General features: G+C 70.8%; 19 protein-coding genes and 4 pseudogenes. 12 read left to right on the forward strand and 11 right to left on the reverse strand.

The features are described 5' to 3' along the window. On the reverse strand, window positions 1–247 hold a 247-nt coding region (locus tag KIK05_RS41430; protein ID WP_250564314.1), incomplete at its 3' end, for an aldo/keto reductase. A 176-nt stretch (window positions 248–423) separates the two neighbouring features. Here KIK05_RS41430 and KIK05_RS49775 point away from each other — a divergent pair. After that, window positions 424–1,092, forward strand: a pseudogene (locus tag KIK05_RS49775) (MmyB family transcriptional regulator); the annotation flags it as partial. A 125-nt stretch (window positions 1,093–1,217) separates the two neighbouring features. Here the strand turns inward: KIK05_RS49775 and KIK05_RS41445 are convergent. From KIK05_RS41445 to KIK05_RS41470, 6 genes are all read right to left on the reverse strand, one after another. Then, entirely contained in the window at window positions 1,218–1,376 is a 159-nt protein-coding gene (locus tag KIK05_RS41445) for a hypothetical protein (RefSeq protein ID WP_214416390.1), read from the reverse strand. A 312-nt stretch (window positions 1,377–1,688) separates the two neighbouring features. Further along, window positions 1,689–2,870 carry an FAD-dependent monooxygenase gene (locus KIK05_RS41450; RefSeq protein ID WP_214416391.1) on the reverse strand — a complete coding sequence of 394 codons (1,182 nt, stop codon included), beginning with the start codon at window positions 2,868–2,870 and terminating at the stop codon, window positions 1,689–1,691. 339 nt (window positions 2,871–3,209) lie between these two features. Further along, entirely contained in the window at window positions 3,210–3,521 is a 312-nt protein-coding gene (locus KIK05_RS41455) for a hypothetical protein (RefSeq protein ID WP_214416392.1), read from the reverse strand. Between the two features lie 203 nt (window positions 3,522–3,724). Continuing rightward, window positions 3,725–4,468, reverse strand: a complete 744-nt coding sequence (locus KIK05_RS41460; RefSeq protein ID WP_308250351.1) for an alpha/beta hydrolase — start codon at window positions 4,466–4,468, stop codon at window positions 3,725–3,727. After that, window positions 4,360–4,755: an RICIN domain-containing protein gene (locus KIK05_RS41465; protein ID WP_214416394.1), complete on the reverse strand. Its 396-nt coding sequence runs from the start codon at window positions 4,753–4,755 to the stop codon at window positions 4,360–4,362. The genes KIK05_RS41460 and KIK05_RS41465 overlap by 109 nt, the downstream gene beginning before the upstream one ends. Then, window positions 4,752–5,396, reverse strand: a complete 645-nt coding sequence (locus tag KIK05_RS41470) for a hypothetical protein (RefSeq protein ID WP_214416395.1) — start codon at window positions 5,394–5,396, stop codon at window positions 4,752–4,754. Before KIK05_RS41470 ends, KIK05_RS41465 begins: the two co-directional genes overlap by 4 nt. Before the next feature lie 133 nt (window positions 5,397–5,529). Between KIK05_RS41470 and KIK05_RS49265 the strand changes: the two genes are divergently transcribed. Continuing rightward, window positions 5,530–7,527: a sensor histidine kinase gene (locus KIK05_RS49265; protein ID WP_214416396.1), complete on the forward strand. Its 1,998-nt coding sequence runs from the start codon at window positions 5,530–5,532 to the stop codon at window positions 7,525–7,527. Further along, window positions 7,515–8,162, forward strand: coding sequence for a response regulator transcription factor (locus KIK05_RS41480; protein ID WP_214416397.1), 648 nt, complete (start codon window positions 7,515–7,517; stop codon window positions 8,160–8,162). Before KIK05_RS49265 ends, KIK05_RS41480 begins: the two co-directional genes overlap by 13 nt. A gap of 407 nt (window positions 8,163–8,569) precedes the next feature. On the opposite strand, the gene KIK05_RS48525 is transcribed toward KIK05_RS41480, so the two are convergent. After that, window positions 8,570–8,698, reverse strand: a complete 129-nt coding sequence (locus KIK05_RS48525) for a hypothetical protein (protein WP_284681580.1) — start codon at window positions 8,696–8,698, stop codon at window positions 8,570–8,572. Window positions 8,699–9,548: 850 nt separating this feature from the next. Between KIK05_RS48525 and KIK05_RS41485 the strand changes: the two are divergent. The 6 genes and pseudogenes from KIK05_RS41485 to KIK05_RS47690 all read left to right on the forward strand — a co-directional run. Further along, a pseudogene (locus KIK05_RS41485) lies at window positions 9,549–9,836 on the forward strand (cytochrome P450); the annotation flags it as partial. Window positions 9,837–10,095: 259 nt separating this feature from the next. Further along, window positions 10,096–10,227 (forward strand): hypothetical protein, encoded by a 132-nt coding sequence (locus KIK05_RS48530; protein WP_284681581.1) that lies wholly within the window; start codon window positions 10,096–10,098, stop codon window positions 10,225–10,227. A 76-nt stretch (window positions 10,228–10,303) separates the two neighbouring features. After that, a complete protein-coding gene (locus tag KIK05_RS41490; protein ID WP_214416398.1) occupies window positions 10,304–12,658 on the forward strand; it encodes a DUF6624 domain-containing protein in 2,355 nt (784 codons plus the stop codon). Continuing rightward, window positions 12,655–13,803: a hypothetical protein gene (locus tag KIK05_RS41495; protein ID WP_214416399.1), complete on the forward strand. Its 1,149-nt coding sequence runs from the start codon at window positions 12,655–12,657 to the stop codon at window positions 13,801–13,803. The genes KIK05_RS41490 and KIK05_RS41495 overlap by 4 nt, the downstream gene beginning before the upstream one ends. A 3-nt stretch (window positions 13,804–13,806) precedes the next feature. Beyond that, window positions 13,807–15,096: a JmjC domain-containing protein gene (locus KIK05_RS41500; protein WP_214416400.1), complete on the forward strand. Its 1,290-nt coding sequence runs from the start codon at window positions 13,807–13,809 to the stop codon at window positions 15,094–15,096. Window positions 15,097–15,674: 578 nt separating this feature from the next. Further along, window positions 15,675–16,427 carry a phosphatidylinositol-specific phospholipase C gene (locus tag KIK05_RS47690; protein WP_250564327.1) on the forward strand — a complete coding sequence of 251 codons (753 nt, stop codon included), beginning with the start codon at window positions 15,675–15,677 and terminating at the stop codon, window positions 16,425–16,427. Between the two features lie 126 nt (window positions 16,428–16,553). On the opposite strand, the pseudogene KIK05_RS47695 reads toward KIK05_RS47690, so the two are convergent. Beyond that, window positions 16,554–18,605: pseudogene (locus KIK05_RS47695) on the reverse strand (fumarylacetoacetate hydrolase family protein); the annotation flags it as partial. A gap of 88 nt (window positions 18,606–18,693) precedes the next feature. Here KIK05_RS47695 and KIK05_RS41510 point away from each other — a divergent pair. The 3 genes and pseudogenes from KIK05_RS41510 to KIK05_RS49620 form a co-directional block, all read left to right on the forward strand. Next, entirely contained in the window at window positions 18,694–19,254 is a 561-nt protein-coding gene (locus KIK05_RS41510; protein WP_214416402.1) for a TetR/AcrR family transcriptional regulator, read from the forward strand. Window positions 19,255–19,730: 476 nt separating this feature from the next. Then, entirely contained in the window at window positions 19,731–19,982 is a 252-nt protein-coding gene (locus tag KIK05_RS41515) for a hypothetical protein (RefSeq protein WP_214416403.1), read from the forward strand. Further along, window positions 19,979–20,107 (forward strand): annotated as a pseudogene (locus tag KIK05_RS49620) (hypothetical protein); the annotation flags it as partial. The gene KIK05_RS41515 and the pseudogene KIK05_RS49620, both read left to right, overlap by 4 nt. A gap of 324 nt (window positions 20,108–20,431) precedes the next feature. Here the strand turns inward: KIK05_RS49620 and KIK05_RS41525 are convergent. Both KIK05_RS41525 and KIK05_RS41530 read right to left on the reverse strand, forming a co-directional pair. After that, window positions 20,432–21,277, reverse strand: coding sequence for an SDR family oxidoreductase (locus KIK05_RS41525; protein ID WP_214416404.1), 846 nt, complete (start codon window positions 21,275–21,277; stop codon window positions 20,432–20,434). A gap of 395 nt (window positions 21,278–21,672) precedes the next feature. Then, complete coding sequence (locus KIK05_RS41530; protein WP_214416405.1) at window positions 21,673–23,214, reverse strand: sulfatase family protein; 1,542 nt, start codon at window positions 23,212–23,214, stop codon at window positions 21,673–21,675. Window positions 23,215–23,452: the final 238 nt, after the last annotated feature.

Consider the following 23,452-nt stretch of genomic DNA (forward strand, 5'->3'; position numbering starts at 1 on the left):
GCAGGCCGGCGATCGCCTTGCCGACCAGCTCTTCGGAGTGGCCGAGTCCGTAGACGGCGGCGGTGTCGATCCAGTTGACGCCGGAGGCGATGGCGTGGCGGATCGCGGCGATCGACTCGGCGTCGTCGGTGGCGCCCCAGCCGAAGCGCCAGCCGGATCCGGAGACCGCCCAGGAGCCGAAGCCGAGGCGGGTGATCTCCATGCCGGTGGTGCCGAGAGGCTCGGTCGGCATGTCGGTGGTGCTCATGTCGCAGTGCTCCCTGTGAGATCGGATGGCCAGGCGCCCTTTGCGGGCTCTGGCGCCGGAACCGTTCCGGTGCACACCACTGTGGTCTCCCGGCAGCGGCCGACCCAGTGCCCGCCGACGCCTAGGCATGGCATGACCAGGCCCGCAACGGCAGCACGGGACGGGCCCGCGATCTCGTCGGCTTCCTGCGGCTGGATGCCGGTGGTCAACCCGTCGACCCGTCCACGGCGGCCCTGGTCCAAGAGCTCTCCGCCGCCAGCGCGGAGTTCCGCCAGCTGTGGGCGGAACACCAGATGAAGGACAAGGGACACGGACAGTACCTGTACCGGCATCCGTTGGTCCGGCGAGCTCGAGCTGGCCTACGGGACTCGGCACCTGTCGGGCGACCCCGGACTGGCCCTGGTGGTACACACCGCCGACGAGAGATCGGTCGCCCACGCCGCGCTCCAGCTCTTGGCGACCTGGCCGCCGTAGGCGGGCAGGTCGCCACCGCGACGCCGCCGCCGCAAACCGCAAGCCCGCACATCGACGCCGGGCGAGTCTCTTCCGGCTTCGAACCCACCGGGGTGGCGGCCGGGCTGCACTTCGTGGTCTGGCTCCCGGACGGCATGTGGGAGGACGACGTGGTCGCGGCCGCCGCCGATCACGGCGTCCGTGTCGCCAGGGTCGGACCGCACCGGCTGACTGGACCGGGACGCCAGGGACTGATCCTCGGCTACGGCGACCTGACCGAAGACCGGATCGCCGAAGGGGTGCAAGCACTGGCGGCCGCGGTACGCACCCTCAACGAACGACCACCGGGGGAACCCACACGGAGCCCACCCACGGGGATCACGGACCGGTGACCTCGCCCATTCAAATGGCGTCAGGTGGTCTGGTCGGTGATCCCAGGCGTCGAGGCGCGCCTGGCGGCAGCGATCGAGCGTGAGGCGCCGTTCGGCCCGGTGACTGCTCGGCATTTGCCGGTCGGCTAGGGAGCGGTCGTCTTCCTCGGTGAGCTCGTCTTCTCGCCGTCCGCCGGTACCCGCCGGAGGCCGAAGGCCGTGCCGCCGAAGCCGGCGATCAGCAGGGCAGCGCCGAGCAGCGCCACCGGGCCGAGGTCGATGCCGGTTACCTCCCAGATAGGCAAGGGCCGTCAGCAGTGCCCAGCGGCAGGAAGCGCAGCCATTGCCGGGGATTGTCGATTGTTGAGAGCGGACCGGCGATAGAGGCGGACATGCTTGTGGCCTTCCGTACGAGTGATGTGAGGGGTCTGGCGCGGCCGGTCGGGACGAGCCGATGAGCTCGCCCTGACCGAAAGGACGTCGCCGCCAGCCCGAAGGCGCGGCAGCCGACCGCGTACGGTCGGTATGGGTGACGCGGCAGCCGGCGTGCGGCCGGCACGGGGCGCGGCGGCCGGCTCCGCGGGGACGACTGGAAAGGTGGAGCGGCCGGGCGGCGGTCAGGCGGCCGCCGGGGCGGGCCGGCGGCGAGAGGCGATCTTGTCGCGCAGCCGCTCGGCGGTGGCCGCCACCGGCCACAGGCGGGTCGCGAGGTTCCGGACGACGATCCCGGTGCAGGTCGCGGGGACCATCAGTGCGGCGGCCGTCTCGACGTTGCTCTGCTTGGGGCCGACCAGGGTGCGGTGCCTGGCCTCGTACCGGGCGAAGGCCGACCGGGGGTCGTCGGGAGTGGCGGCCAGTTCCTCCGCGAGTGTGTACGCGCCGGCGATGGCCATGGTGGAGCCGTCGCCGAACAGTGACACCGAGGAGGCGGCGTCGCCGAGAAGCGCGACGCGGCCGGTGCTCCAGCCGTCGAGTCGTACCCGGCTGACGGAGTCGAGCCACAGGTCGTCGGCCGCGCGGACCCGGTCCAGCAGTTCGGGGACGCGCCAGCCGTCGCCGGCGTAGGCGTCGGTCACGATTCGCTTGTGCTGGGCGATGTCGCGGGGGTCGAAGCCCTCCACGGCCGGGCTTCGGAAGATGAAGGCCGCCAGGGTGCGGCCGTGCACGGGGTGGAGGGACACCAACCGGCCGGGGGCGTTGTAGAGGACGACGTCCCGCTCGTTCTCGGCCGGGGCGTTCAGGTGCATCGTCGCGACGTACAGGCCGATGTGGCTGACGAACTGCTCCTCGGGGCCGAAGGCCAGCCGGCGGGTCATCGAGTGAAGCCCGTCGGCTCCGATGACCAGGTCGAACCGGCGGGGTGCGGCCTTTTCGAAGGTGACGTCCACGCCGTCGTCGTCCTGGGTCAGTGAGGTGATGGTGTCGTCGAACAGGAACTCGGCCGAGTCCCGGCTCGCCTCGTAGAGGATCTTCGCCAGGTCGGTGCGCGTGACCTCCACCTCGCCGCTGCCGGCCGCCTGCTGCAGGCCGACCCGACCGACCTCGCGGCCGGCTCCGTTGACGAAGCTCATCGCCGTCACGTCCGTGGCGGCCTCGCGCAGCCGCTCCATCACGCCCATCCGTTCCACCACCTCCACGGCCGGCCCGCGGACGTCCACCGGGTTGCCACTGGAGCGCAATCCCGCCGCCCGCTCGACGACGGTGGGACGGAATCCGTGCTCGGCCAGCCAGTAGGCGAGCGTGGGCCCGCCGACACCGGCTCCGGAGATCAGCACCGAGGGGTTGGTCTGCAAGGTCATGAGCGGGCTCCTGTCATCTGCTGGGGGTGTGTCGGCTCGCTGGAGTTCGTCGCCGTCGCCATTAATGTATGACCAGATTTGAAAATTGGTCAACTGTCTTCTAGACATTGATCGTGAAGGACCCGGCGGGCAACTCGGGTACGGCTGGAGTGCCGATCACCGTGGGCAACACCGCACCGACGATCAGCTTCCAGGTGCCGCGCGAGGGGTCCGGGCACCATCGGCCAGCTGTACGTCGAGCTCGTCCGCTCAGCGGCCGGCCTGCCGGACCTGAAAGTCGAGATCGAGGGCACCTTCAGCTTGCCGATCACCCTGCTCACCGCTCATGCCGGTCTCCGGTCAGGCAGTGCGATTGCAGCTGAACGGACGATGCATGGCCTTGAACTGCGGTGTGTTGGGGGCGTTGTCGTCGAGTTTGAAAGCGCCGCTTGTGTCGGGGTCGGGGAACGACGGCACGCCGTTGCTGCGCATGCAAGCGGCGTACTTGTGATGCAGTTGGGCACGCGCGGGACGGATCCGCGCACGTAGCCGGTGGCGAAGGCCGAACCGCCGATCGACCGCTTCATAGCGATGTCCGGCGATGCCAGCGATCCGGCGGTGCTCGCCCATGATCGGATTGCGATCGAGGTGCTGCTGCTTGAGGTGGGTCACGCGCCGAGCCGGCTGCGGTCCTCGTTGGAGAAGACAGCCCGGCCCGTGGTCGTGTTGAACCGCTCGGCCGGCGGGCCTGGAGCTTCCTGCCCGAGCGGTTCCTTCAGGGCGGTCGGTGCGCGGTGTCGCTCTCTTTTCGCGTCTTCTGAGCCTGGGCGAGCTGTGGTCAACATCCCCCGATCGCTTCAGGAAGCGTGTCGGTATCAGGATCGACCGCAATTTTCCGGGCAGAGCTTGACCTCCGGGTACTGCGTTGACGGCTTGTCCAGGAGGGTCTGCCGTCGCGCCTGCAGGTGCTGGTCGAGGAAGGCAGCCACGTATGTGCGGATGATCTCAGCGCTGCGCTTCCCGGACAGGACGCCGTAGACGGGTTTGATGCCGAGGGCGCCCGACAGCAGTGGGGTGTCGGTGCAGGACTCGTGTTCCGCGCCCGCCAGCACGATCCAGCGCTTCCATCCGGTGAGCAGCTTCCAGTCGCGGTCCCACGTGGGGGTGGGGCCTCCAGGGACGTGCTGCTCCGAACCGATGAACATGAACGGCCGGGAGAATCCGCTCTTAGGAATCCGGGCGTAGGTGCTGCCGTCCATGTCGATCCCGGCGCGTACGCGGGAGTTCTTCACCATGGTCGCCAGAGCGGCGGCCCCTCCAATCGACTGGCCGACCATCGCGATCCTGGAGCGGTCGATCAGGCCGGAACCGTCCCACTTCGATGGCAGCTGGTCGAGTACGAAGGAGACGTCGGCCGCCCGACGGCGTTGTCGTCGGTGGGTTGGTGGGACCCGGCTGGATACCGGGCCAGGGTTCGAGGTCGTCCGTCGTTTCTCCAACCTCGAGGGCTTCACCGAGTGGGCGTTCGCATGCGCCAGATCTGGTTCGGGCCTCCCCAGCAGGTGGCCTGCAGGACGTGAGCGCCGTGGGCGCGGCTGGCGTCCTGAACGTCCAGGCACATGCCGCTGTGCTTGGCGATCAGCTCGAAGGGGAAGCCGGTGCCGCGCCACTTCGGTCCGCGCACACTCTGCATCCTCCACAGCTGGTTGTCTCCACCCCAGCAGTTCGCCTGCAGGACGTAGGCGCCGTGGGCGCGGCTGGCGTCCTGGACGTCCAGGCACATGCCGCTGTGTTGGGCGACGTACTTGTAGTAGGGGGTGTCCGCCATAGCCGGGGATGCGGCCAGCGGAGTCACCAGGGCGGTCGCGGCGGCCAGGAGGAGCAGGCCGCGGCTCATGACGTTCATAGCGATTCCTTCCGAGTTGTGAGGATGGTGCTGATCACGGGGATGGAGCCGGCGATGCGCAGGGCGGCGATCGGCACGGCCAGAGCCGGGACGTCGAGGAGCATCGCGGCGGGGAAGAGCCCGCCCAGCCCGACGGCCGCCGCCGCCCAGCCGGGGACCGCGCGGGAGCGCCACAGGGACAGCGCCTGCAGCAGGGAGCCGACGATGAAGAGCGGGAACAGCAGCAGCGGGTACAGCGGTGGACTGTCCAGCCGCCCCGCCAGCTGATCCAGGCCGGCGTGCTCGGGCAGGCCGTTCATCAGCATCACCGGGACGCTGAGCATGGCGTTGCCGTACATCGCCGTCAGTCCCAGGAAAGCGCAGGCCAGCCCGGTGGCGGCGAGCCGGGGTGTGCGGCGGGCGGCCCACGCCGGCACGACGGCCGAGCCGAACAGGAACGGGAAAGCGAGGGCGGCGAGGTTGAACGACAGCATCGCCAGGCCGTGCTCGGCATCGATGACCTGGTAGTCGGGGCGGTCACCGTTCCAGATGGGCGGCAGGGTCGCCAACGCCAGCCCGATCAGGGCCGGCCCGGCGATCAGGCTGGCCGTCGCGAGCAGCGTGCCCATCGGGCGGCGGGTCGTGGTGGTGAGTGCGTTCATGAGGTAGACGATGGCCCCGGCAGCGGGTCGCGGTCCTGGGTGGCGGCCCTGCGGTTGGCTCCGGGTTATCCCGGAGGAGATCGGCGGGTTGCCCCCTTGTGGCAGGTGGCGGCCGGAGGCGACGATCGCCTACGTGGAAACTCGTGGCGAGGCCCTGCGGGCCGCCGGCTGGATCGTCGGCGTGTCGGCGGGGTTGTCGGGCCTGCTCGGCCCGGTGCTGGCGCGGGCGTGGGATCCGACCTCGTTCGTGGGCATCGTGAGCGGATCCGGGGCGTGCGTGCTCGGCGCCGTCATCGTGGACCGCAGGCCCGCCAACCGCGCCGCCTGGGGCTTCCTGGCGGGCGGGATCCTGATCGTTGCCTTCGGCCTGTGCTACAGCTGGGCGGCCGGCCAGGTCCGCGCCGGGAACCTCAGCTCGCAGGTCGGCACCGTCGCGGCCATCGCGGAGATCGTCGGGACGCTCGCCGGGGCGTCGCTGCCGCTGTTCCAGTTCCTGTTCCCCGACGGGCGGCTGCCCTCGCGCCGCTGGCGGCCGGTGTTCGCGCTGTACCTGGCCGGCTGGCTGGGCGGCGCCGTGGCGGTCGCGGTGGCGCTGTGGCCGCACCGGGTGGCGGCCATCGTCGCCGACAACGGTCCCGTCGACATCTCCATCCCGGCCGAGCTGGACGGTCCGCTGCGCGTGATCGCGGCGACCGAGGCGTTCGCCGCCGTCGCGATGCTGGCCGGGGTGGTGGCGGTGGTGGTACGGCTGCGCGGCGCCCGCGGCAACGAGCGTGCCCAGCTCCGGCTGTCGCTGTGGGGACTGTGGCTGACGGCCTCGCTGATCGCGGCCACGGCCGCGCTCTCGCAGGCGGGTTTCGCCGGCGCCGAGAACGTCACCTCGCTGGTCGCGCCGATCCCGTTCCTCGTCGCGGTCACCGTGGCGATGCGCAGGCACCGCCTCTTCGACGTGGAGCGGCTGGTCGGCCAGACCATCACCTATGCCGTCATCACGGCGCTGCTGGTGGGGCTGTACGCGGCCGTCGCGATCGGCGCCGGAGCACTCGCCGCGCTGCTCGGCATCGGCTCCAGCTGGGCGGTCGCCGCCGCCACGCTGGCCGTCGCCGCGGCGTTCCGCCCGCTGCTGCGAGCCGTACACGCGCTGGTCGACCGCCACTTCGACCGGCGGACCTGGCTGGCCGTGCGCACCATCGACCGGTTCACCCACGACCTGCGCGCGGGAAGCGCCGCACCCGCCGACCTGCTGGCGGCGCTGCGCCGCGCCGTGGACGACCCGACCGCCACGATCGCCTACCTCGACGGTGACGGCGCCATCGAGCTGGACGGTACGGCGGCGCGGCCAGGACCGCCGCGGCTGCGGCGCGAGGTGTCCGCGGGCGGCGTGCCCGTCGCCCTCGTCGACCTGGACCAGCGGCTCGCCGACGAGCCCCGGCTGGTCGAGGCCGCGCTGACCGCCGCCGCGCTGCCGCTGGAGAACGCGGCGCTGCACGCCCGCGCCGCCGTACGGCTGGCCGAGGTGACCGCCTCACGCAACCGCATCGTGCAGGCCGACGACAGCAACAGGCGCCGCATCGAACGCGACCTGCACGACGGCGCCCAGCAACGGCTGGTCGCCCTGGCCCTGCGACTGCGCATCGCCGAACGCGACCTCGCGCCGGCCAACCGCAGGGCCGCGGCCGTCCTCGGCGAGGCGGTGGCGGAGCTGCGCGCCGCCGTCGACGAGCTGCGGGAGCTGACCCGCAGTATCCTGCCGCCGGTCCTGGCCGATGAGGGACTGGCGGTGGCGCTGCGCACCGTCTCGGCCCGCCTGCCGATCCCGGTCACCCTCGACGTCACAGAACAGCGGCTGCCGGACGTCGTGGAGGCCACCGCCTGGTTCTTCGCCTGCGAGGCGCTGACCAACGCGGTCAAGCACGCCGCCGCCACCCGCCTGTCGGTCACCATCGCCCGCCGGGACGACTCGGTGGGAGTCGAGGTCCGCGATGACGGCAACGGCGGCGCCGTGCTCGCCCCCGGCGGCGGCCTGCAGGGCCTGGCCGATCGGGTCGCCGCCGTCAACGGCACCATGCGCCTCGACAGCCGGCCAGGTCACGGCACAACCCTGCGGGCGGAGCTGCCATGCGCATCGTGATCGCCGACGACAGCGCCCTGCTCAGAGAGGGCATCGCGCACCTGCTGTCCGGTGCCGGGCACACCGTCGCCGCGACAGCGGGCACCGCTGACGAGCTCCTGGCGCAGGTCGCCGAGCACCAGCCCGACTTCGCCGTGGTCGACATCCGGATGCCGCCCACCCACACCGACGAGGGCCTGCGGGCCGCCGCCACACTCCGTGAGCGGTATCCGCAGCTCGGGATCCTGCTGCTGTCGCAGTGGGTACACGCCGGACGGGCGCTCGACCTGTTCCGCACCGGCGGCACCGCGCTCGGATACCTCCTCAAGGACCGCGTCACCGACATCGACGACTTCCTCGACGCGATCCGTCGCATCGCCCGCGGCGGCTGCGTCCTCGACCCGGACGTCATCGCCGCCCTGCTCCCCGCCGCGCCCGGCAGGGACCCGCTGCACCAGCTGACCGACAGGGAACGGCAGGTCCTGGCCCTGATGGCCGAGGGACGCAGCAACGCCGCCATCGCCGAACGCCTCTACCTCGGACGCAAGACCGTCGAGACGCATGTGAACGCCATCTTCACCAAGCTCGGCCTGGAACCCGCCGCCGACGACAACCGGCGCGTGCGCGCCGTACTGACCTGGCTCCAGAACCGGTAGCACACCGGATGGAGAACTGACCGCGCGCGATCTCCTTCAGGCCGGCCCGCCATGACCACGACAGGGTCGGCCACCGCCGAACACCCACCTCACTCTTGACGGCGAAGCCCAGCCGACTGCTTCATCATGTACGTGATAATGATCTGTTCACGTACATGAGCAATGATCGCCGCGTGCCGACCAGGGGACGGGCTCTCCGGGCTGATACGCGACTCGGGCAGGTTGTCCAGTACGTCGGCCCCGGAGCGGATGGGGCGCGATGAGGGCGGCCGCCTCCCGGAAGGTGACCGCGCTGCGCGGCGCCGCGATCACCCTGGCCGACGCGGCCGACGCATTCCTGCCGAGTAGTAGCGGCTCACCCGCAGCGAGTTGGGGTCCGCGTGACGCATGTCGGGACGGATTTGCCACTAATGCTCCCGGTCGCCATCTTCCGGTTTGTCCGGGTCGCGGAGGATGGCGGCGCCCTCCCATATCTCGCCCAGGCACTCGTCCAAGCTGGTCGTCTCGAAATCGAGGAACACGAACTTGCGGCGCATCTGCGCTCCTTAATCTGATGAATCGGGGTGCGGGCCGTTCCGGCCCCCGGCGCCAGGACGTGCATCCCACGGGTTCTCGGAGCGCAGGAAGGCTCGCCCATAGGGCGACCGCGCGTAGCGCGGCTTGGCCTTCCGGAGCGCAGAGGTTCCGTGGGAGAGTCCCGGAGGCGCCGGGACGGACGGAGGCAGCGACCAGGATCCGGGCCTTTGTGGTCTCATTTACAGGAGGCGGTCACTTCGTTTGCGATGTCGCAGGTACCCAGCAGGGGAGAGTCGCCAGTGCCCTTGGCGAGGAGTAGGGAGAGGCCGGTGGCGGCCAGGTCGCCCCGCACCGGTGTCCACCTCAGGTGTGGCTAAACGACGTACCGGTGGCCGGGCTCGGCGTTGGTTTCCCTGGTGAGGGCCCCGGCGCGGCTTGTTCCGCCCGGACGTGTCGAGGAATTCCTTGAGCCTCGCGACGCCGGCGACAGGGATTCGCAACCGGGTCACTTCGGCGCGGTGCCCGCGGGCCAGCACGGCGAGGCGGTAGGCGGCGTTCGCGGTGCGAATCTTGTGCCGCCGGACCGGCCGGCCGGCAACGGCCTCAACCGGATCACCTTCCCTCCGCTCACCACCGGCCAGGTGCGGCTGCTCTTCACAGGGGAGTCGGTCGGCGTCGTCGAACTCCAGTCGTGGAGCCCGTCCAGTGACGCGATGACACTCCAGGCGACCCCCGCCTCCGTCGTGCCCGGGCAGCCTGGCACGGTGACCACCACCCTGGTCAACCAGGGCCGCCTCGCCCGCGACGTGACCGTCCGGCTGGCCCTCCCTGACGGGTGGACCGCCCGGCCGCTGACCGACGCAGCTGCGGCTGCGGCCGGGCGACAAGGTGGTGCTGTTCTACGGCTCCGCCAACCGCGACGAGGACGTCTTCGACGACCCCGACCGCTACGACATCACCCGCAAGCCCAACCCCCACGTCGGCTTCGGCGGGCCCGGCCCCCATTTCTGTCTCGGCGCCGACCTCGCCAGGCAGGAAATCAAGATGATGTACCGTGAGCTGTTCACCCGGCTGCCCGGCATCCGTGCCGTGGGGGAGCCCGAGCTGCTGCTGTCCAGCTTCGACAACAGCGTCCGCAGCCAGGCCTTCACGTTCTGACGATTCACCGGTGATTTCCGGCTTTCCGCTGGGTTTTTCGCACACCTCGACAGCTCATTCCGATTCGCCTTACGGGGTGGCGCCGAAGCGCGTGATCACGCCGCGTCGGTAGCCTGCCTACTAATTGTGAAATTTCGTGACAAAACTAATCATGTCTGCTTATTGTGACGGCGATCGCGAAGCGGGGCTTCTGTCCGGCTTTCCGGCACAGCACCAAGCCGGCGATCACCTCGGCTCACCCACCTGAAAGGGGCTCGAAATGGGAGTGAACACTCTGACCGAGACCGAAACCGTGCTCGACGTCGTCATCGGTGACCTGGAGCAGGAGATTCCCGCCCAGGAGACGCCGGTCGCCACCACCTGCGTCCGGGTCTACTGCCTGCCCTGGTGACGCGAGCGGCGCCGTCCCGCCGGGCGGCGCCGCCCGTCCGACCGACACCGAACAGGGCGCCGGAGGCCGACGACCGATGACCGATGTGCTGTGGGAGGTGTGTCCTCCCCGGACCGGAGCGCGGGCGAAGCCGCTGCCGCCCGCCGCCGAGCGCGTCCTGTCCGCCGTCCGCCAGGGCAGGGCGGACGGAATGTTCCCGCCCGTCATGCGCGTGGACCCAGACGGCCTGCTCAGGGTCGAACGCCACCTGGCCGGCGAGGACGACGCCGGGCTCGTGGCCCATGTCCTCGCCGACGACCGTTTCGCGCCGCTGGTCGGTCTGCTGAGCGGCCTGGACGCATGGCTCGGGTCCGCGGCGCGCCGCCACGGCGACATCGTCGCCCCGGGCGTCCTCGACGTCACCAACGCCGAGCTGGTCGGCCCGCTCATCACCGAGGCGCTGGCCGCCTGCGCCGCGGACGGCGACGCCGGCCCGCTGGTGTCCGGGCTGCGCTCGGGCTTCGAGGCGTCCCTCTCCCTGTTCCTCCGGCGGCTGGAACGCGACCTGCCGGCGTCCTGGTTCGAGGCCCCGGCGTTCCGCCCGCCGGTCACCCGACTGTGGGCCGGCCCCGCCGAGACCCACAACGGACGGCGGCAGGTGCTGCGTCTGCACATGAGCGGCGGCGGGCGGGTGGCGTACAAGCCGAGACCGGCCAACGGCGAGAGCCTCTTCCTGGCCGACAGCCCCCCGGCCCGGCCCGCATCGGTGTTCGCGCTGCTCAACGAGCTGCCGCCCGCGTCCGGGGAGATCCGCCTGCCGGTGATGGCGTGCCGCGACGGCATCGAGGACGGCCGGCCCGCCTACCTGTGGCAGGAGTGGATCGAGCCGCCCGCGCAGTGGGGCACCGTCCGCGCGGACGGCGAGCTCCGGCTGCGGGGTGTCACCCTCGGCGAGCAGGAGGCGGCGCGGTTCTGGCATCGGGCGGGTTCCCTGACCGCGGCCTGCTTCGGGTACGGCATCACCGACCTCGGGGAGGGCAACGTCCTGGCCGGGGCGCGCCCCGGCGACACCGAGCCGCTGACCTACCCCGTCGATCTGGAGATCTGCTTCGCCCCCGTCAGGCGCCTGTTCGACACCGGCCTGGTGGCCGACGCCGACGGGGGAGGCTCGCACCACGTCGGGCTGGAGCGGGCCGCCCACTGGTGCACCGGCGAAGGCGACGGCCTGTGGTTCTCGGCCGGGCCGCACGGGAGCCTGCGGCTGCGCCGGCGCAGCCTGCCGTGCGCGCGCGAGGAGACCCGCTCCGCCGTATCCGACATGCGCGGCCGCGTCGGATACGGCCCCTACCTGCTCGACCACCTGCGCGGCATGTTCGACGCGTGGACGCTGATGTGCCGGCACCGCGAAAGGGTCCGGCGGCTCGTCCACGAGGCCGGCGAACACTACACCCGCGTCCTGCTCAAACCCACCGCCGCCTACGGCGAGGCCCTCGACCGGCACGCCTGGAGCGGCTCGGGCTTCGAGGAGCACGAGCTGGAGCAGCTGCGCCGCCGGGACGTCCCCTACTTCTTCCGCAACCTGGACGGCGGCCCGCTGTTGTACGTCGACCCGCCGACCGGCGCATACCTCCCCGTCGGCCCGCAGCCGGTGGACGACGAGGGCCTGCCGCCGTCGCCCACCGTCCGGGACGGCGGGAACCTGAATCTGGCGGGCCTCGGAGTGGCGATCCGCGACGCCGTCGCCTACGTGTACGCCGACCTCCCCGAGCGCACGCTCGTGCACCCCGGCCGTGGCGTGCGGGCGCGCCTCACCGGGCCGTACAGCGGCGAGGTCTGCTTCGACTGGCGCGAGGCGGACCGGCGGATCACCTACGAATGGGACCGGACCACGGTGCGGCTGAGGCTGGACCCCCTGGATCCGCCGGCCGGCGCGGGGGAGGGCGTCCGCCGCCGGTTGCTGCGGATCGACCGGCTCGACGCCTCGCTACGGGAACGCTGGGCGCGGGGCGGGTTCGCCGACGACGCCCTCGGCGATCGGATCGGCATCCTGACCCGCGCCGCCGTCGCCTGGCTGCGCGCGGTCGTGGACGAGCACGGGTGGCCGGGCCGCGCCCTCGTCGGCGAGGAGGCGGCCGCGGCGGCCTGCCGGCTGGTGCAGCACGCCTCAGGCCCGCGCACTTTCCAGGAGCACTGCCTGGAACTGGTCCGCGAGGCCGCGCGCGGCGGCGAGGCGTCCCCGCGCGACGTCGCGTACCTGACCGACGCGCTGCGCGTTCAGGACGGACGCCCACAGGTGTACGGCACGAAGTTCCACCAGGAGAACGGAGAACTGGTGCCTCTTCCCATCGAGCGGGCCGGCCAGGTCGACGAGCGGAGAAAGGCCATGGGGATGGAACCACTGGACGAGTACGCGGCGCGCCTTCGCCGCCGCTTCCGGACGGAGACGTCGTGACGACGGGCTGGGACGACTTCGTCGCACGCTACTGGGACACCGCGCCCTGCGTGCTGCCGTGGTGGGAGGCCGAACCGCCGGTGGACCTGGACCGCTGCTACCGGACGGTCCTCGCCGCCGCCCAGCCCTTCCGCGCCGGCACCCGCTTCAGGGCCCTCCCCGACGTGCGGTTCTTCTCCGGGGGCGGGCGGATCGCCGCCCCGGGCGACCTGCTGCCCGGCCCGGACGACGAGACGGCCGAGCTGTACGCCGGACGGCTCGCCGGTACCCGGTACGTGCTCAACGTGCGGCAGCCCCTGGCGCTCGACTTCCGGATGTGGGCCGAGGTCCGCGACCTGGTCTCGCCGCTGTGGCGGAGAGCCGGATTCCCCGTCCTGCCCGTCGACGTGGAGATGACCATGGCCAGCGGTCATCCCCACCGCGACGAGCGCGGGGACGAGGCGACGCACACCGTGCTCACCTGGGTGCTGCGCGGGCGGCTGGAGGCCCGGCTGCGGCGTGCCGCGGACGAGCCCGAGCAGACCCTCGTGGCCGGCAGCGGGCACCTGCTGTACTGGCCGGCGCCCTACCACTACGAGGACCACTACGGCGACGACTGCCTGGTGCTCCGCCTGCGCGTCCCCGCCGACCGGAGGCTGCCGGTCGCGGCCGTCAAGGACGTGCTGGCCGACCTCGCGCAGCACGGGCGCGACGGCGACGCCGTTCCCTACCTGCCCTACCCTCCGCGGCGCCGCGCCGACGGATCGGTCGCGCCCGCCGCGCCCCTCGTCGCCGCCGAGGACCTGCTGACCGGTGCCCGCGAGGACCGGAGGCTGCAGCGCGCCCTGCGCATCATGTGGGCGCGAAGGGTGAGCGCGTACGGCCTGGAGATGCCCCCCGCACCCAGGGACGCCGTCACGCTCCGCCCCGACCAGCGCATCCGCTCTTCAGCGGAGATCGTCAGGATGACGGAGGAGACCGGGGAGTCGATCTGGGCGGTCAACGGGCACGTGTTCACCGTCAGGGGCACGGCGGCCGACGCCGTCGTGGAACGCCTGGGCGAGCCGGTCACCGTCGCCGAGCTGGCGGGCGAGGATGACCGCGGCGTCCTGGCGCTGCTGGAGAAGCTCTACCGCGTGCGCGGGATCGAACCGGTGGGAGGCTGAGCCATGGTGGCGGTCGAGCGGGTCTTCGATTGGGCGGCGTTCGCCGGCCGGTACTGGGACCGTGCCCCGGTGCTCTACAAGGCGATCACCGCCCCGCCGTTCGCCGAGGCGGAGGTGTTCGAGGCCGCCTCGCGCGCCTGCGAGCCGGGGCGCGTCCACTCCAACGTCCAGTTCACCGTCGAGAGGCTCCGGCAGCCGGCACCCCCCGGCGGCTGCCTCCCCCAGGCCTCGGACACGTCGTTCGACGTCTACCAGGACCGTCTCGTGCGGCGGCTGGACGGGCGGCGCTACGCGCTGGTCATCGCGGCCTTCCACGCCTTCCACCACCCCCAGTGGACGCGCGAGCGCGACTTCTTCGCCGGACTGTGGGAGAACGTCGGGCTGCCGCTGACCAGCGCGATCACCACCCTGTTCCACGGCGACTACGAGCACAGCCCGGCGGGGGTGCACAAGGACCGCTTCGCCACGTTCATGTTCGCCCTCAAGGGCCGCAAGCGGATGCGCTTCTGGGCGCGCAGACCGTGGACGCAGCCGGTCTCCACGGTCCTCGACTACGACGCCTACCTTCCCGGCTCCTTCGCCGTCGAGGTCGAGCCCGGCGACCTGCTGTACTGGCCGTCGGAGTACTTCCACGTGGGGGAGAGCGTCGGCCCCGAGCCCGCGACCAGCGTGAACGTCGGCGTGCCCCGCGAGGAACACCGGGTCCTGTACGAGATCGAGGAACTCCTCACCGACCTCGACACCCAGTTGCTCGTCGACCGGGACGGCACGGCGCTCACCGCCCGGCTCCCCTCGGCCGACGCACCGCTCCTCGCGCCCGGTGCCGACGCGGGCGGCCGGCTGCCGTCCGTGCTCCCACCGGCGCTGGGCCTGGCCACCCAGGCGCTGGCGAGCGAGAGCCTCCGCGGCCGGACGGTCGAGCTGTCGTTGCGGCGGTGGACCGCGGGCGGCTTCGAACCGGTGCCGCCTGCCGCCGCCCGGCGGAGGCTGGACGACGACACCATCGTCGCCGGCGACGCGCGGTTCCCCGCGCTGTGGGCCGACGCCGGGCCGTACCGGGTGTGCTCGGCCAACGGGCACGCCGTCCGTACCTCGATGCGGGCGGCGGAGCTCCAGGTGGTCGTCGAGCGGCTCGAAACCGGCGAACCCTTCCGCGTCGGCGACCTCGCGGCGGCGCCGGGCACGTCCGACCACCCGGATGCGCTCCCCGGCGGCGCGGAGGGGACGCGCCTGCTCCTGGAACACCTGGAGAGCTTCCACGGCGTCCGGCGCGTCACCGATCCGCGCCTGTGACACGGCCGGACGGTCCTGCCGCGCGGGCGCCCTTCTTGCCGGGGCGGGGCTCGCGCGTCCCTGGAGGTCGTCGACGATCCGGCCGTACGGCACGGCCTGCGCGGCGACTACCACGGGCGGGCGGGAAGTACGACATCACGGTCGAGTACTTCGAGCACTACGGCGGCGCCAACCTCCACCTGAGGGGGGAGGGCCTCGGCCTGCCCGAGCAGATCGTCCCGTCCTGCGCTCTGTATCCCGCTGGCTGAGGAGGTTTGGGCCTGGCTCCGCCGTCGTCACCGTGACACTCTGTCCCCGACCACCTTACTGATCAGTAGGGCCACTGGGCGTGCTCCCACCCCCCAAACGGAGGCAACGTGATCACCCTGCGTCCCCGCCGCGGCGGGCGGTCCGTCCTGGCTGCCTTCCTCTCGCTCGTCGTCGCCCTGGCGCTCGCCGTCGCCGCGCCGGCCGCCCCGGTCTGGGCGGCCGGCCGGCACAGCGGTGAGCTGGGGTCGGCGTCGAACCCCGACTGGATGAGCGGGCTCCCCGACGGCGCGAGCCTGGCCGGCCTGTCGATCCCGGGCACGCACGACACCATGGCCTACCAGGCGTCCATCGTCTCGCTCACCCAGGAGAGTCCGCTGCCCGTCCAGCTCCAGGCGGGGGTGCGGATGCTCGACATCCGCACCCGGCACTACCGTGACGCCTTCCCGATCCACCACGGCGCCGAGTACCTGCACGCCAACTTCACCGACGTGGTGCGTGCGGTGGCCGCCTTCCTGGCCGCCCATCCCAGGGAGTCGGTACTGATGCGGTTGAAGGAGGAGCACACGCCCGCCGAGAACACGCGCACCTACGAGCAGACGCTGAACTGGTACATCAACGACAACCCGGACACGCGGGACCTGCTGCGCGACCACCTGTGGCGGCCGCCCGCCGGCTACGACGGCCGCATTCCCACGCTGGGGGAGACCCGGGGGCGCGTCGTCATCCTGCAGGACTTCGGCAGCGGCAACGCCTACGGCCCGCGCTGGAGCGGCGACCGCATGGACGTCCAGGACGACTACCAGCTCGCCACGCTCTTCCACATCCCGCAGAAGTGGAACGCCGCCCGCACCCAATTCGAGCAGGCCAACCCCGGCACCCCCGGCATCCTCTACGTCAACCACCTCAGCGCCTCCGGCGGAGCGCTGCCCAAGTCGATCGCCTACGGCGCGCTCGGCGTCACGGGGATGAACGAGCGGGCGCTGACCTATCTGGCCGCGGGCAACGTGCGCAGGACCGGCGTGGTGGTGGCCGACTTCCCCGGCCCCGACCTGGTGAACACGATCATCGCCCACAACTCCTAACACCCCTCGTCGGCGGAGCCGGCAACGGCTGCAGGAGCCACCACATCGTTCGGCGGTCAGGGGGAGATCTCGGCGGTGGCGGTCAGGACCGCGCGGCCGAGGATGTGGCCGGCGATGGTGAAGCCGCGCCGCCGCGCCGAGGAGCGCGCCGACCTTCCAGCGAAGCGCGAACAGGAACTTCACCAGCCGGGGTTGCTTGTCGAGTCCGCCGGCGGTCCGCATCGCCGTGAGCATCTTCGGGAAGTCGTCGGGCCCGGCCCCGGGGGTGCGGAACGACCACACGTCCTCCACCGAGAAGTCACGCGTGAGTTCGTGGATGCGCCACGGGCGCGAGGCGTGCGCGGCGACCACGATCCGCTCGGCGTCCAGCCAGGTGGCGTACTCGTCGAGGTCCACCGCTTCGATCGCCTCTGTGAAGGACAGGCCGCGGGCGTGGGCGGCGTCCGCCTGCTCGACCACGTGGGTGAGGTAGCCGCGCACCGCGCGGATCCCGTCGGGGTCGGTGACCGGGCCGTGGCCGGGGACGATGGTGTCCGCGCCGGTGGCGATCATCTCGTCGCAGGCGGCGATCCAGTTGGCGATCGGGCCGCTCCACACGATCGGGGTGCAGCCGACGAACAGCAGGTCGCCCGCGAAGAGCACGCCCGCGTCCGGCACGTGGACGACGGAGTCGGCGGCGGTGTGGGCGGGGCCCAGGTTCATCACGCGCACCTCGCGGCCGCCGATGTCCAGGGTGAGCTCCCCCTCATAGGTCAGGTCGGGCAGCCGCAGGCGGATGCCGCTGAAGTCGAAGGCGCCGAAGCGTTCGCGGAAGTAGGGGGTCGCCGGGCCGATGTCCATGACCTGGGTGGCGGTCAGCATCTCGGGGGGCATCTCGTGCCGCATCTCCGCGCAGGTGGCCGCGGCGGAGATGATCTGGACGTGGTCGCCCAGCAGCTGGTTGCCGTGGGTGTGGTCGCCGTTGGAGTGGGTGATGGCGGCGTGGGTGAGCGGGTGCCGGTCAGTGATCCCGCGCATGGCGCCGAGCATCTCGGCGGTCAACGGCAGGTCGAACAGGGTGTCGACCAGGAGGGAGGCGCCCTCGCCCGCGACCAGTCCCGCGTTGCTCCAGCCGTACCCGCCGTCGGGCAGCAGCCAGGCCCACACGCCCGCGCCGATCTCGTGCAGACCTCGGGTGTAGGGCAGTTTCGACGGGGCGCGGTTCACGCGCGGGCGCGGAGGCCGCCGGTCGGGGTCGTGCCGGGGCGTCAGTGGGTACGGCGCAGCGGACGCGCGGACGCTCTGGCGGGTACGGCCCAGCCCCTCGACCGTCAGCTCGACGACGTCCCCGTCCCGCAACCAGCCGGGGAACGCGGCCGGAGCGGCGAGGGACAGGTGCTCGATGAGGCAGCACCCGGGCACCGTGCCCGAGCCGAACACGTCACCGGGCACCAGGTCCACCCCCCGCGAGGCGTAGGAGATGACCTCGCCGAAGCTCCAGTCCATGGCGTTGGTACGGCCCGAGCCGATGATCTCACCGTTGACGGTGGCCTCGACCCGCAGGGCGAGCCTGCCCTCGCGGCGGTAGGAGCGGAGCTCCTCCGGGGTGACCAGGAAGGGGCCCAGCGTGGTCGCGCCGTCCTTGCCCTTGGCCTGCCCGATCGCCAGTGGAGTTTCGCGTAGTTGCAGGTCGCGCGCCGACCAGTCGTTGTAGATGGTGTAGCCGATGATGTGCTCCTCGGCCTGCTCCGGCGTGAGATCCCGCCCGCCGGGTCCGATGACCGCGGCGATCTCCAGCTCGAAGTCGAACCAGGCGCTGCCCGGCGAGATCGTCACATCGTCGTTCGGGCCCACGATGGTCGAGGGGGAGGCGAAGTAGAAGGCCGGGATCCGGTACCAGGCGTCTGGGAGCGTGCGGGGCTGCCCGGCGGCCTGCCGGCAGTTGCGGATGTGGTCCAGGAAGCACAGGCAGTCGCGGACCGAGGGCGGGCGCGGAATCGGCGCACGCAGGCTGGCCTCGGCCAGCGGAACCGCCTGCGCCACCGACGCCAGCGCCGCTTCCCCTGCGGCACGCAGCTCCTCCGCGCCACGGCCGATGAGCTCGATCAGGCTGAGGCCCGGCGCGACGGGATGGATCAGGTCCTCTCCGATCACCCCGACGCGGTCTCCGGTGTCCGTCGCGTAGGTCACCCAGCGCATGAGAACTTCCCATCTCTATGTTGGTCAACATAGGCTATATCGTCCAGCATTTGCACTGCCATCCGGCATACCTGGTTTGATGGTCCGCATGGCCACGCGACGTATCCAGAGGACCGAGGAGAGCCGGCAGCTGCTGGTGACGGCCGCCGCCGAGCTCTTCGCCGAGAAGGGATACCGGCAGACGAGCTTCATCGACATCGCCGAGAAGGCCGACATCAGCCGCGGCTCCATCCCCTGGCACTTCGGCAACAAACTGGGCCTGCTGCAAGCGGTGCTCGACGACCAGCTCCACGCCGTGCTGACCACGTTCGGGGAGCCCTCCGGCGACCCGCTCGACCAGGTCATGGGCTTCATCCGCCTACCTGCCACGCGCTTGTTCATCACCCTGCTCGCCGAGGCGGTGGAGGTCGACTCGCCGATCCGCGAGCACTACGCGCGGCTCCACGCGGCGCTCCGGCAGGGGGCACAGGCCCGGATACCCCCGGAGGCGCTGCCCGCGGGAACCACCCGGGAGGCGTTCACGGTCCTGCTGGTGGGGACCATCATCGGGGTCCACGCCCAGTGGCGGGTCGCCCCCGAGGCGGTGGACCTCGACGCCGTCCAGGCCACGATCCGCGCCCTGCTGCCGGCCGGGCTGGGCGAAGCCTGACGCGCCGCGCTCGGGACGGCCGGCACTCGTACCCTTGACGCTCGGCCCCCGCCGCCCAGGACGCGGAGCCGGGCGATGGCGCGGCGAGGTCTGTGGGCGGTGGGCGGATGTTGGACGAGAAGTGCCGGACGTGCGGCCGTGCGCTGCCGCGTGGTACCGGCGGGCCGGGGCGCGCCTCGCTGTACTGCTCGGCCGCCTGCCGCCAGAAGGCCTACCGCGCTGGAAGCGGTCGTCGATGAGAATGGGATCATCGAGCGGGCCTCCTATGAGCTGTGCGTGATCGTGTCGCTGAAGAACGCGCTGCGCCGCCGCGAGATCTACGTGACCGGTGCCCGCCGCTGGCGCAACCCCGAGGAGGACCTGCCGTCCGACTTCGAGGACAACCGCGACGTCCACTACGGCGACCTGCGTCAGCCACTGAAAGCCAGCGTGTTCATCGCCACGCTGCAGGAGGCCATGCGCGCGGCGATGACAGCGTGCGGGGAGGCGGTGTCGCGCAACAGTCCGGCGGGACGAAGGTCAAGACCCACCGCGGCGAGCCGCGCTGGCACATCCCCGGCCTGGGCAAGCTCAAGGTCCCTGAGAACCTGCGCGCGCTGCACACCGAAGTCGCCGCCCGCTGGGGCATCATCGACCTGCTGGACTTCCTGAAGGAGTCCGACTTCGTCACCGACTTCACCGACGCCTTCACCACGGTCGCGACCCGCGAGGCGACCCGCGCGAGGTGATCCGCAAACGCCTGCTGTTGGTCCTGTACGCGCTCGGCACCAACGTGGGGATCAAACGCGTCGCCGACGGCGGCCGCCACGGCGAGACCGAGGCTGCCCCGCGCGCGACCCGGCATCTGTTCGTCAACCGCGACAATCTGCGCGCGGCGATCGCCACGCTGGTGAACGCCACCTTGAAGATGCGGGACCCGGCCCGGGAAACCGTCCAATCCCGACATCCCCAAGACCGAAGACCTATAGATCACCTGACGGCAGAGGACATGCTCGAAAGTGGAAGGCCACATCCGTGGACAGGCGCGGATCCAGTAGAGCACATCAGCCGACGGCACCTGGCCGGCGGCACGGTCCCCGCGCCCTCTCCCCGTCCGCTCAGTCCTGGCGGCTCACGATTGGTCGGGCGGATCCGGTTTTCGTGGCTCCTGCCCGACCATCGTGTCTGCCCGGTCCCGTCAGGCGGCCTCGAAGTCGGCTCGGTGGTCGGCGGCCCACTCTGCCAGGGCGCGGCCCGGCCGCCCGGTCACCACGGTGACGGGACGCGGGACGTCGGGGACGGTGAGGGTGTCGTGCCAGTAGTCGAGCAGCATCTTCATCACCGGCTCGGGGATGAACTGCGCGGTCTCGGCGCGGAACTCCTCGGGCGTGATCTCCACCAGCGGGATCTCCCGCCCCAGTGCCTCGCCGATGATCGCCACCTGCTCGGAGCGGGTCAGGGCTTGCGGGCCGGTGAGCGGGATCACCTCACCCAGATGCTCGTCGGACAGCAGGGTCTCGGCGGCGGCCTCGGCGACGTCGTACTCGTGGATCGGGGCCTGTGCCGATGCAAGGTACGGCGCCCGGATCGGTGCGCCGGAGCGGATCTGCCAGGCCCAGGAGAGCAGGTTATTGGCGAAGGTGCCCGGCCGCAGGATCGTCCAGGCATCGGTGCGGCCGGTCACGACGGCCTCGACCGCGCTGTGGTGAAGCTGGCTCGCCGACCCGTGGTCACGCGGGAACTCCTTCGCGGCGGCGAGGGAGGACAGTACGGTGAAGCGGTGGACGCCATGCGCGATGGCCGCGGTGACGAACGCCTCGACGCCCTGAGCGGGGAAGACGAAGGCGCGATCGACACCGTCGAACACCTGCGACCCGAGCGTGGTGGCGTCGGCCAGATCGCCGGCGACGACCTCGACCGCGGCCGGCAGGTCCGCGTCATCGGGCTTGCGGGTCAGCGCACGTACGGCGGCGCCGCGGGAGAGCAGGGTCGTGACGAGGTGACGGCCGACAGCGCCGGTCGCGCCGGTGACAAGGATGGTCAAGATGGCTCACCTTAGGTAAGTAGTGCCGGTCGGTCCGGCTTGAACTCCAACCTAGGGACGGTTTAGGTCATTTTCTGCCCGCATTTCGGCTAGCTTCGGGAGAGTCGTTCTGCCCGGTGTCCTGCTTGAACAGGTACTCGGCGCGTTCGTACGACAGGCGGCTTTGTCTCCCGGGCGAAATTCACCGTGAAAGCCCGAGGTTAGAGCCGTCTCGCGCGTGTCGATCCGGTCCAGCAGGTGCCTGCCGGGGTCCTGTCCGGTCATGTGGGACGTCAGGGCGGACTGGAGGTGCCGGTCACACGATGCCGACCGGTGGTGAGTCCTGGAGCGCTCGGGAGCCTGGAGAAGGGGACAGAGAAGATCCTGTCCCCTTCTAGCAACCGGCGAGGGTCCCGCTACTGCGGCGGGTTCTCCTCCGCGTCACGCAAGGCCTGGCCGGAGGTGTTCTTCAGGTTGGCCACCCAGGCGTCGAGCCGCTGCTTGAGCGTCTGGCTGGCACTGCTGTAGGAGTTGTCGAGTTGGTAGGGGTCCACGGACAGGTCGTACAGCTCATGCTCGCCCGTGTCGTAGGCGACGTAGTTCAACGGACCGTGCGTGCCGAGCGTGTTGGGCTTGGCTCGCAGGCCGGCGTAGACGGGCGCTCCCCCGGTGGCCAGCGCCTGCGCATCACCCGGATCCTGCGGTTCCAACAGGTTGTTCTGGGTATTCGTGTTGAGAGTGGTGGGCCCGGCGTGCTCGTTCAGGAAGGCGAGACGCCACCGCGACGGCGTGACCCCCTTGAGGAACGGTACGAGTGACCGGCCGTCGACGAAGCTGGGCGGTGTCACCCCGGCGAGTTCGGCGAAGGTCGGCGCTAGGTCGATGTTGAGGGTGAAGGAGTTGACAATCTCTCCGGCGGGAACGCCGGGCCCTCTGATGACCAGCGGGATATTGAGGTCTTCCTCGTAGGCAGTGTTCTTGCCGGAGTTCAGCCGGTGCTGTCCCTGGTGGAAACCGTTGTCGGAGGTGAAGACGATGTAGGTGTTGTCGAGCGCACCCTGTGTCCGCAGGGTGTCGATGGTGTCCTGGACAAGGTCAGTGACCGATCGAAGTGACTCCCTGCGCTTCTCGTACAGGGCGTCGATGTTGTCTATCTGGGTCTGTGTGAGCTTGGCCTTGTTCCGTATCCAGGCTGGCTTGTCGCTTACGTCGTCTTCGTTGAACGACGGAGTTCGCGGAGCCTTGGCGCCGGCGTAGATGCCGTCGTAGCGGGGCGGCGGGGTCGCCGGCCCGTGGGGAATGTAAGGAGCGACGTAGGTGAAGAAGGGCTTGTTCGGGTAGTTGGTGGTGGTGTTCTTGATGAAGGTTGTTAACTTGCGCGAGATCACGTCGACCCCGTAGTCCGACGGTGCGCTGCCGTAATGGACGGTCGTGCCGTTGTCGTTGACGTCGTAGTCGTACTCGGAGTAGGGGCTTCCGCCGTTGGGGCTGAACCAACGGGTCCATCCGGGTGGGATATAGGTGCTGCTCGGCGCTCCGTGGGGATAGCCGTTCAGGTACTTGCCGAAGAACCCCGTCCGGTACCCGGCGCTCTGGAGCCACGTCGCGATCGTCGAATTCTCCAGCCCCTTGTTGTACACGGACTCGAATCCACCGCCGCTGGCAGCATCGTTCGTAAAGATCCCCGTGTTGTGGGCGAACTGCCCGCGCAGCGTCGACGTTCGCGACGGGCAGCAGAGGGAAAGCTCGACGAACTGCTTGTTAAATGTGGTCCCCTGGCTGGTCAGGAGCGTCTGGAGCCCGGCGTCCTTGCCGAAGACGTCTTCGTTGAGATCGTCGGTCAGAATGAAGACGATGTTGGGTCGCGTCGTCGCCGCCAACACCGGCGAACCCTCGAATCTCAGACCCGTGTAGACGGCGCTCGCGAGCAGGATGAGCAGGGTCAACGAGAGCGTCAATCTCCGACGATGTGCCGTGTACGATTTCACACCTGCGCCTTTCTTCCTGTGCTTTCAGATTTATTGCCGTGTGTCCTCGCACTTGTCTCGGCGCATCACCCCCTTGCCGGGTATCGGCAAACCGCCGGGTTCGTCACCTCTGGTGGTGGTCTCCACAGTGCTCACCCCGGAGGTAGACAGCCCCGATGCCCGCCGATGCGGCAGACATCGCGAGACAGGGATACGGTGGCGGCGCACG

Source organism: Sphaerisporangium fuscum (assembly GCF_018531465.1).
Lineage (GTDB): Bacteria > Actinomycetota > Actinomycetes > Streptosporangiales > Streptosporangiaceae > Sphaerisporangium > Sphaerisporangium fuscum.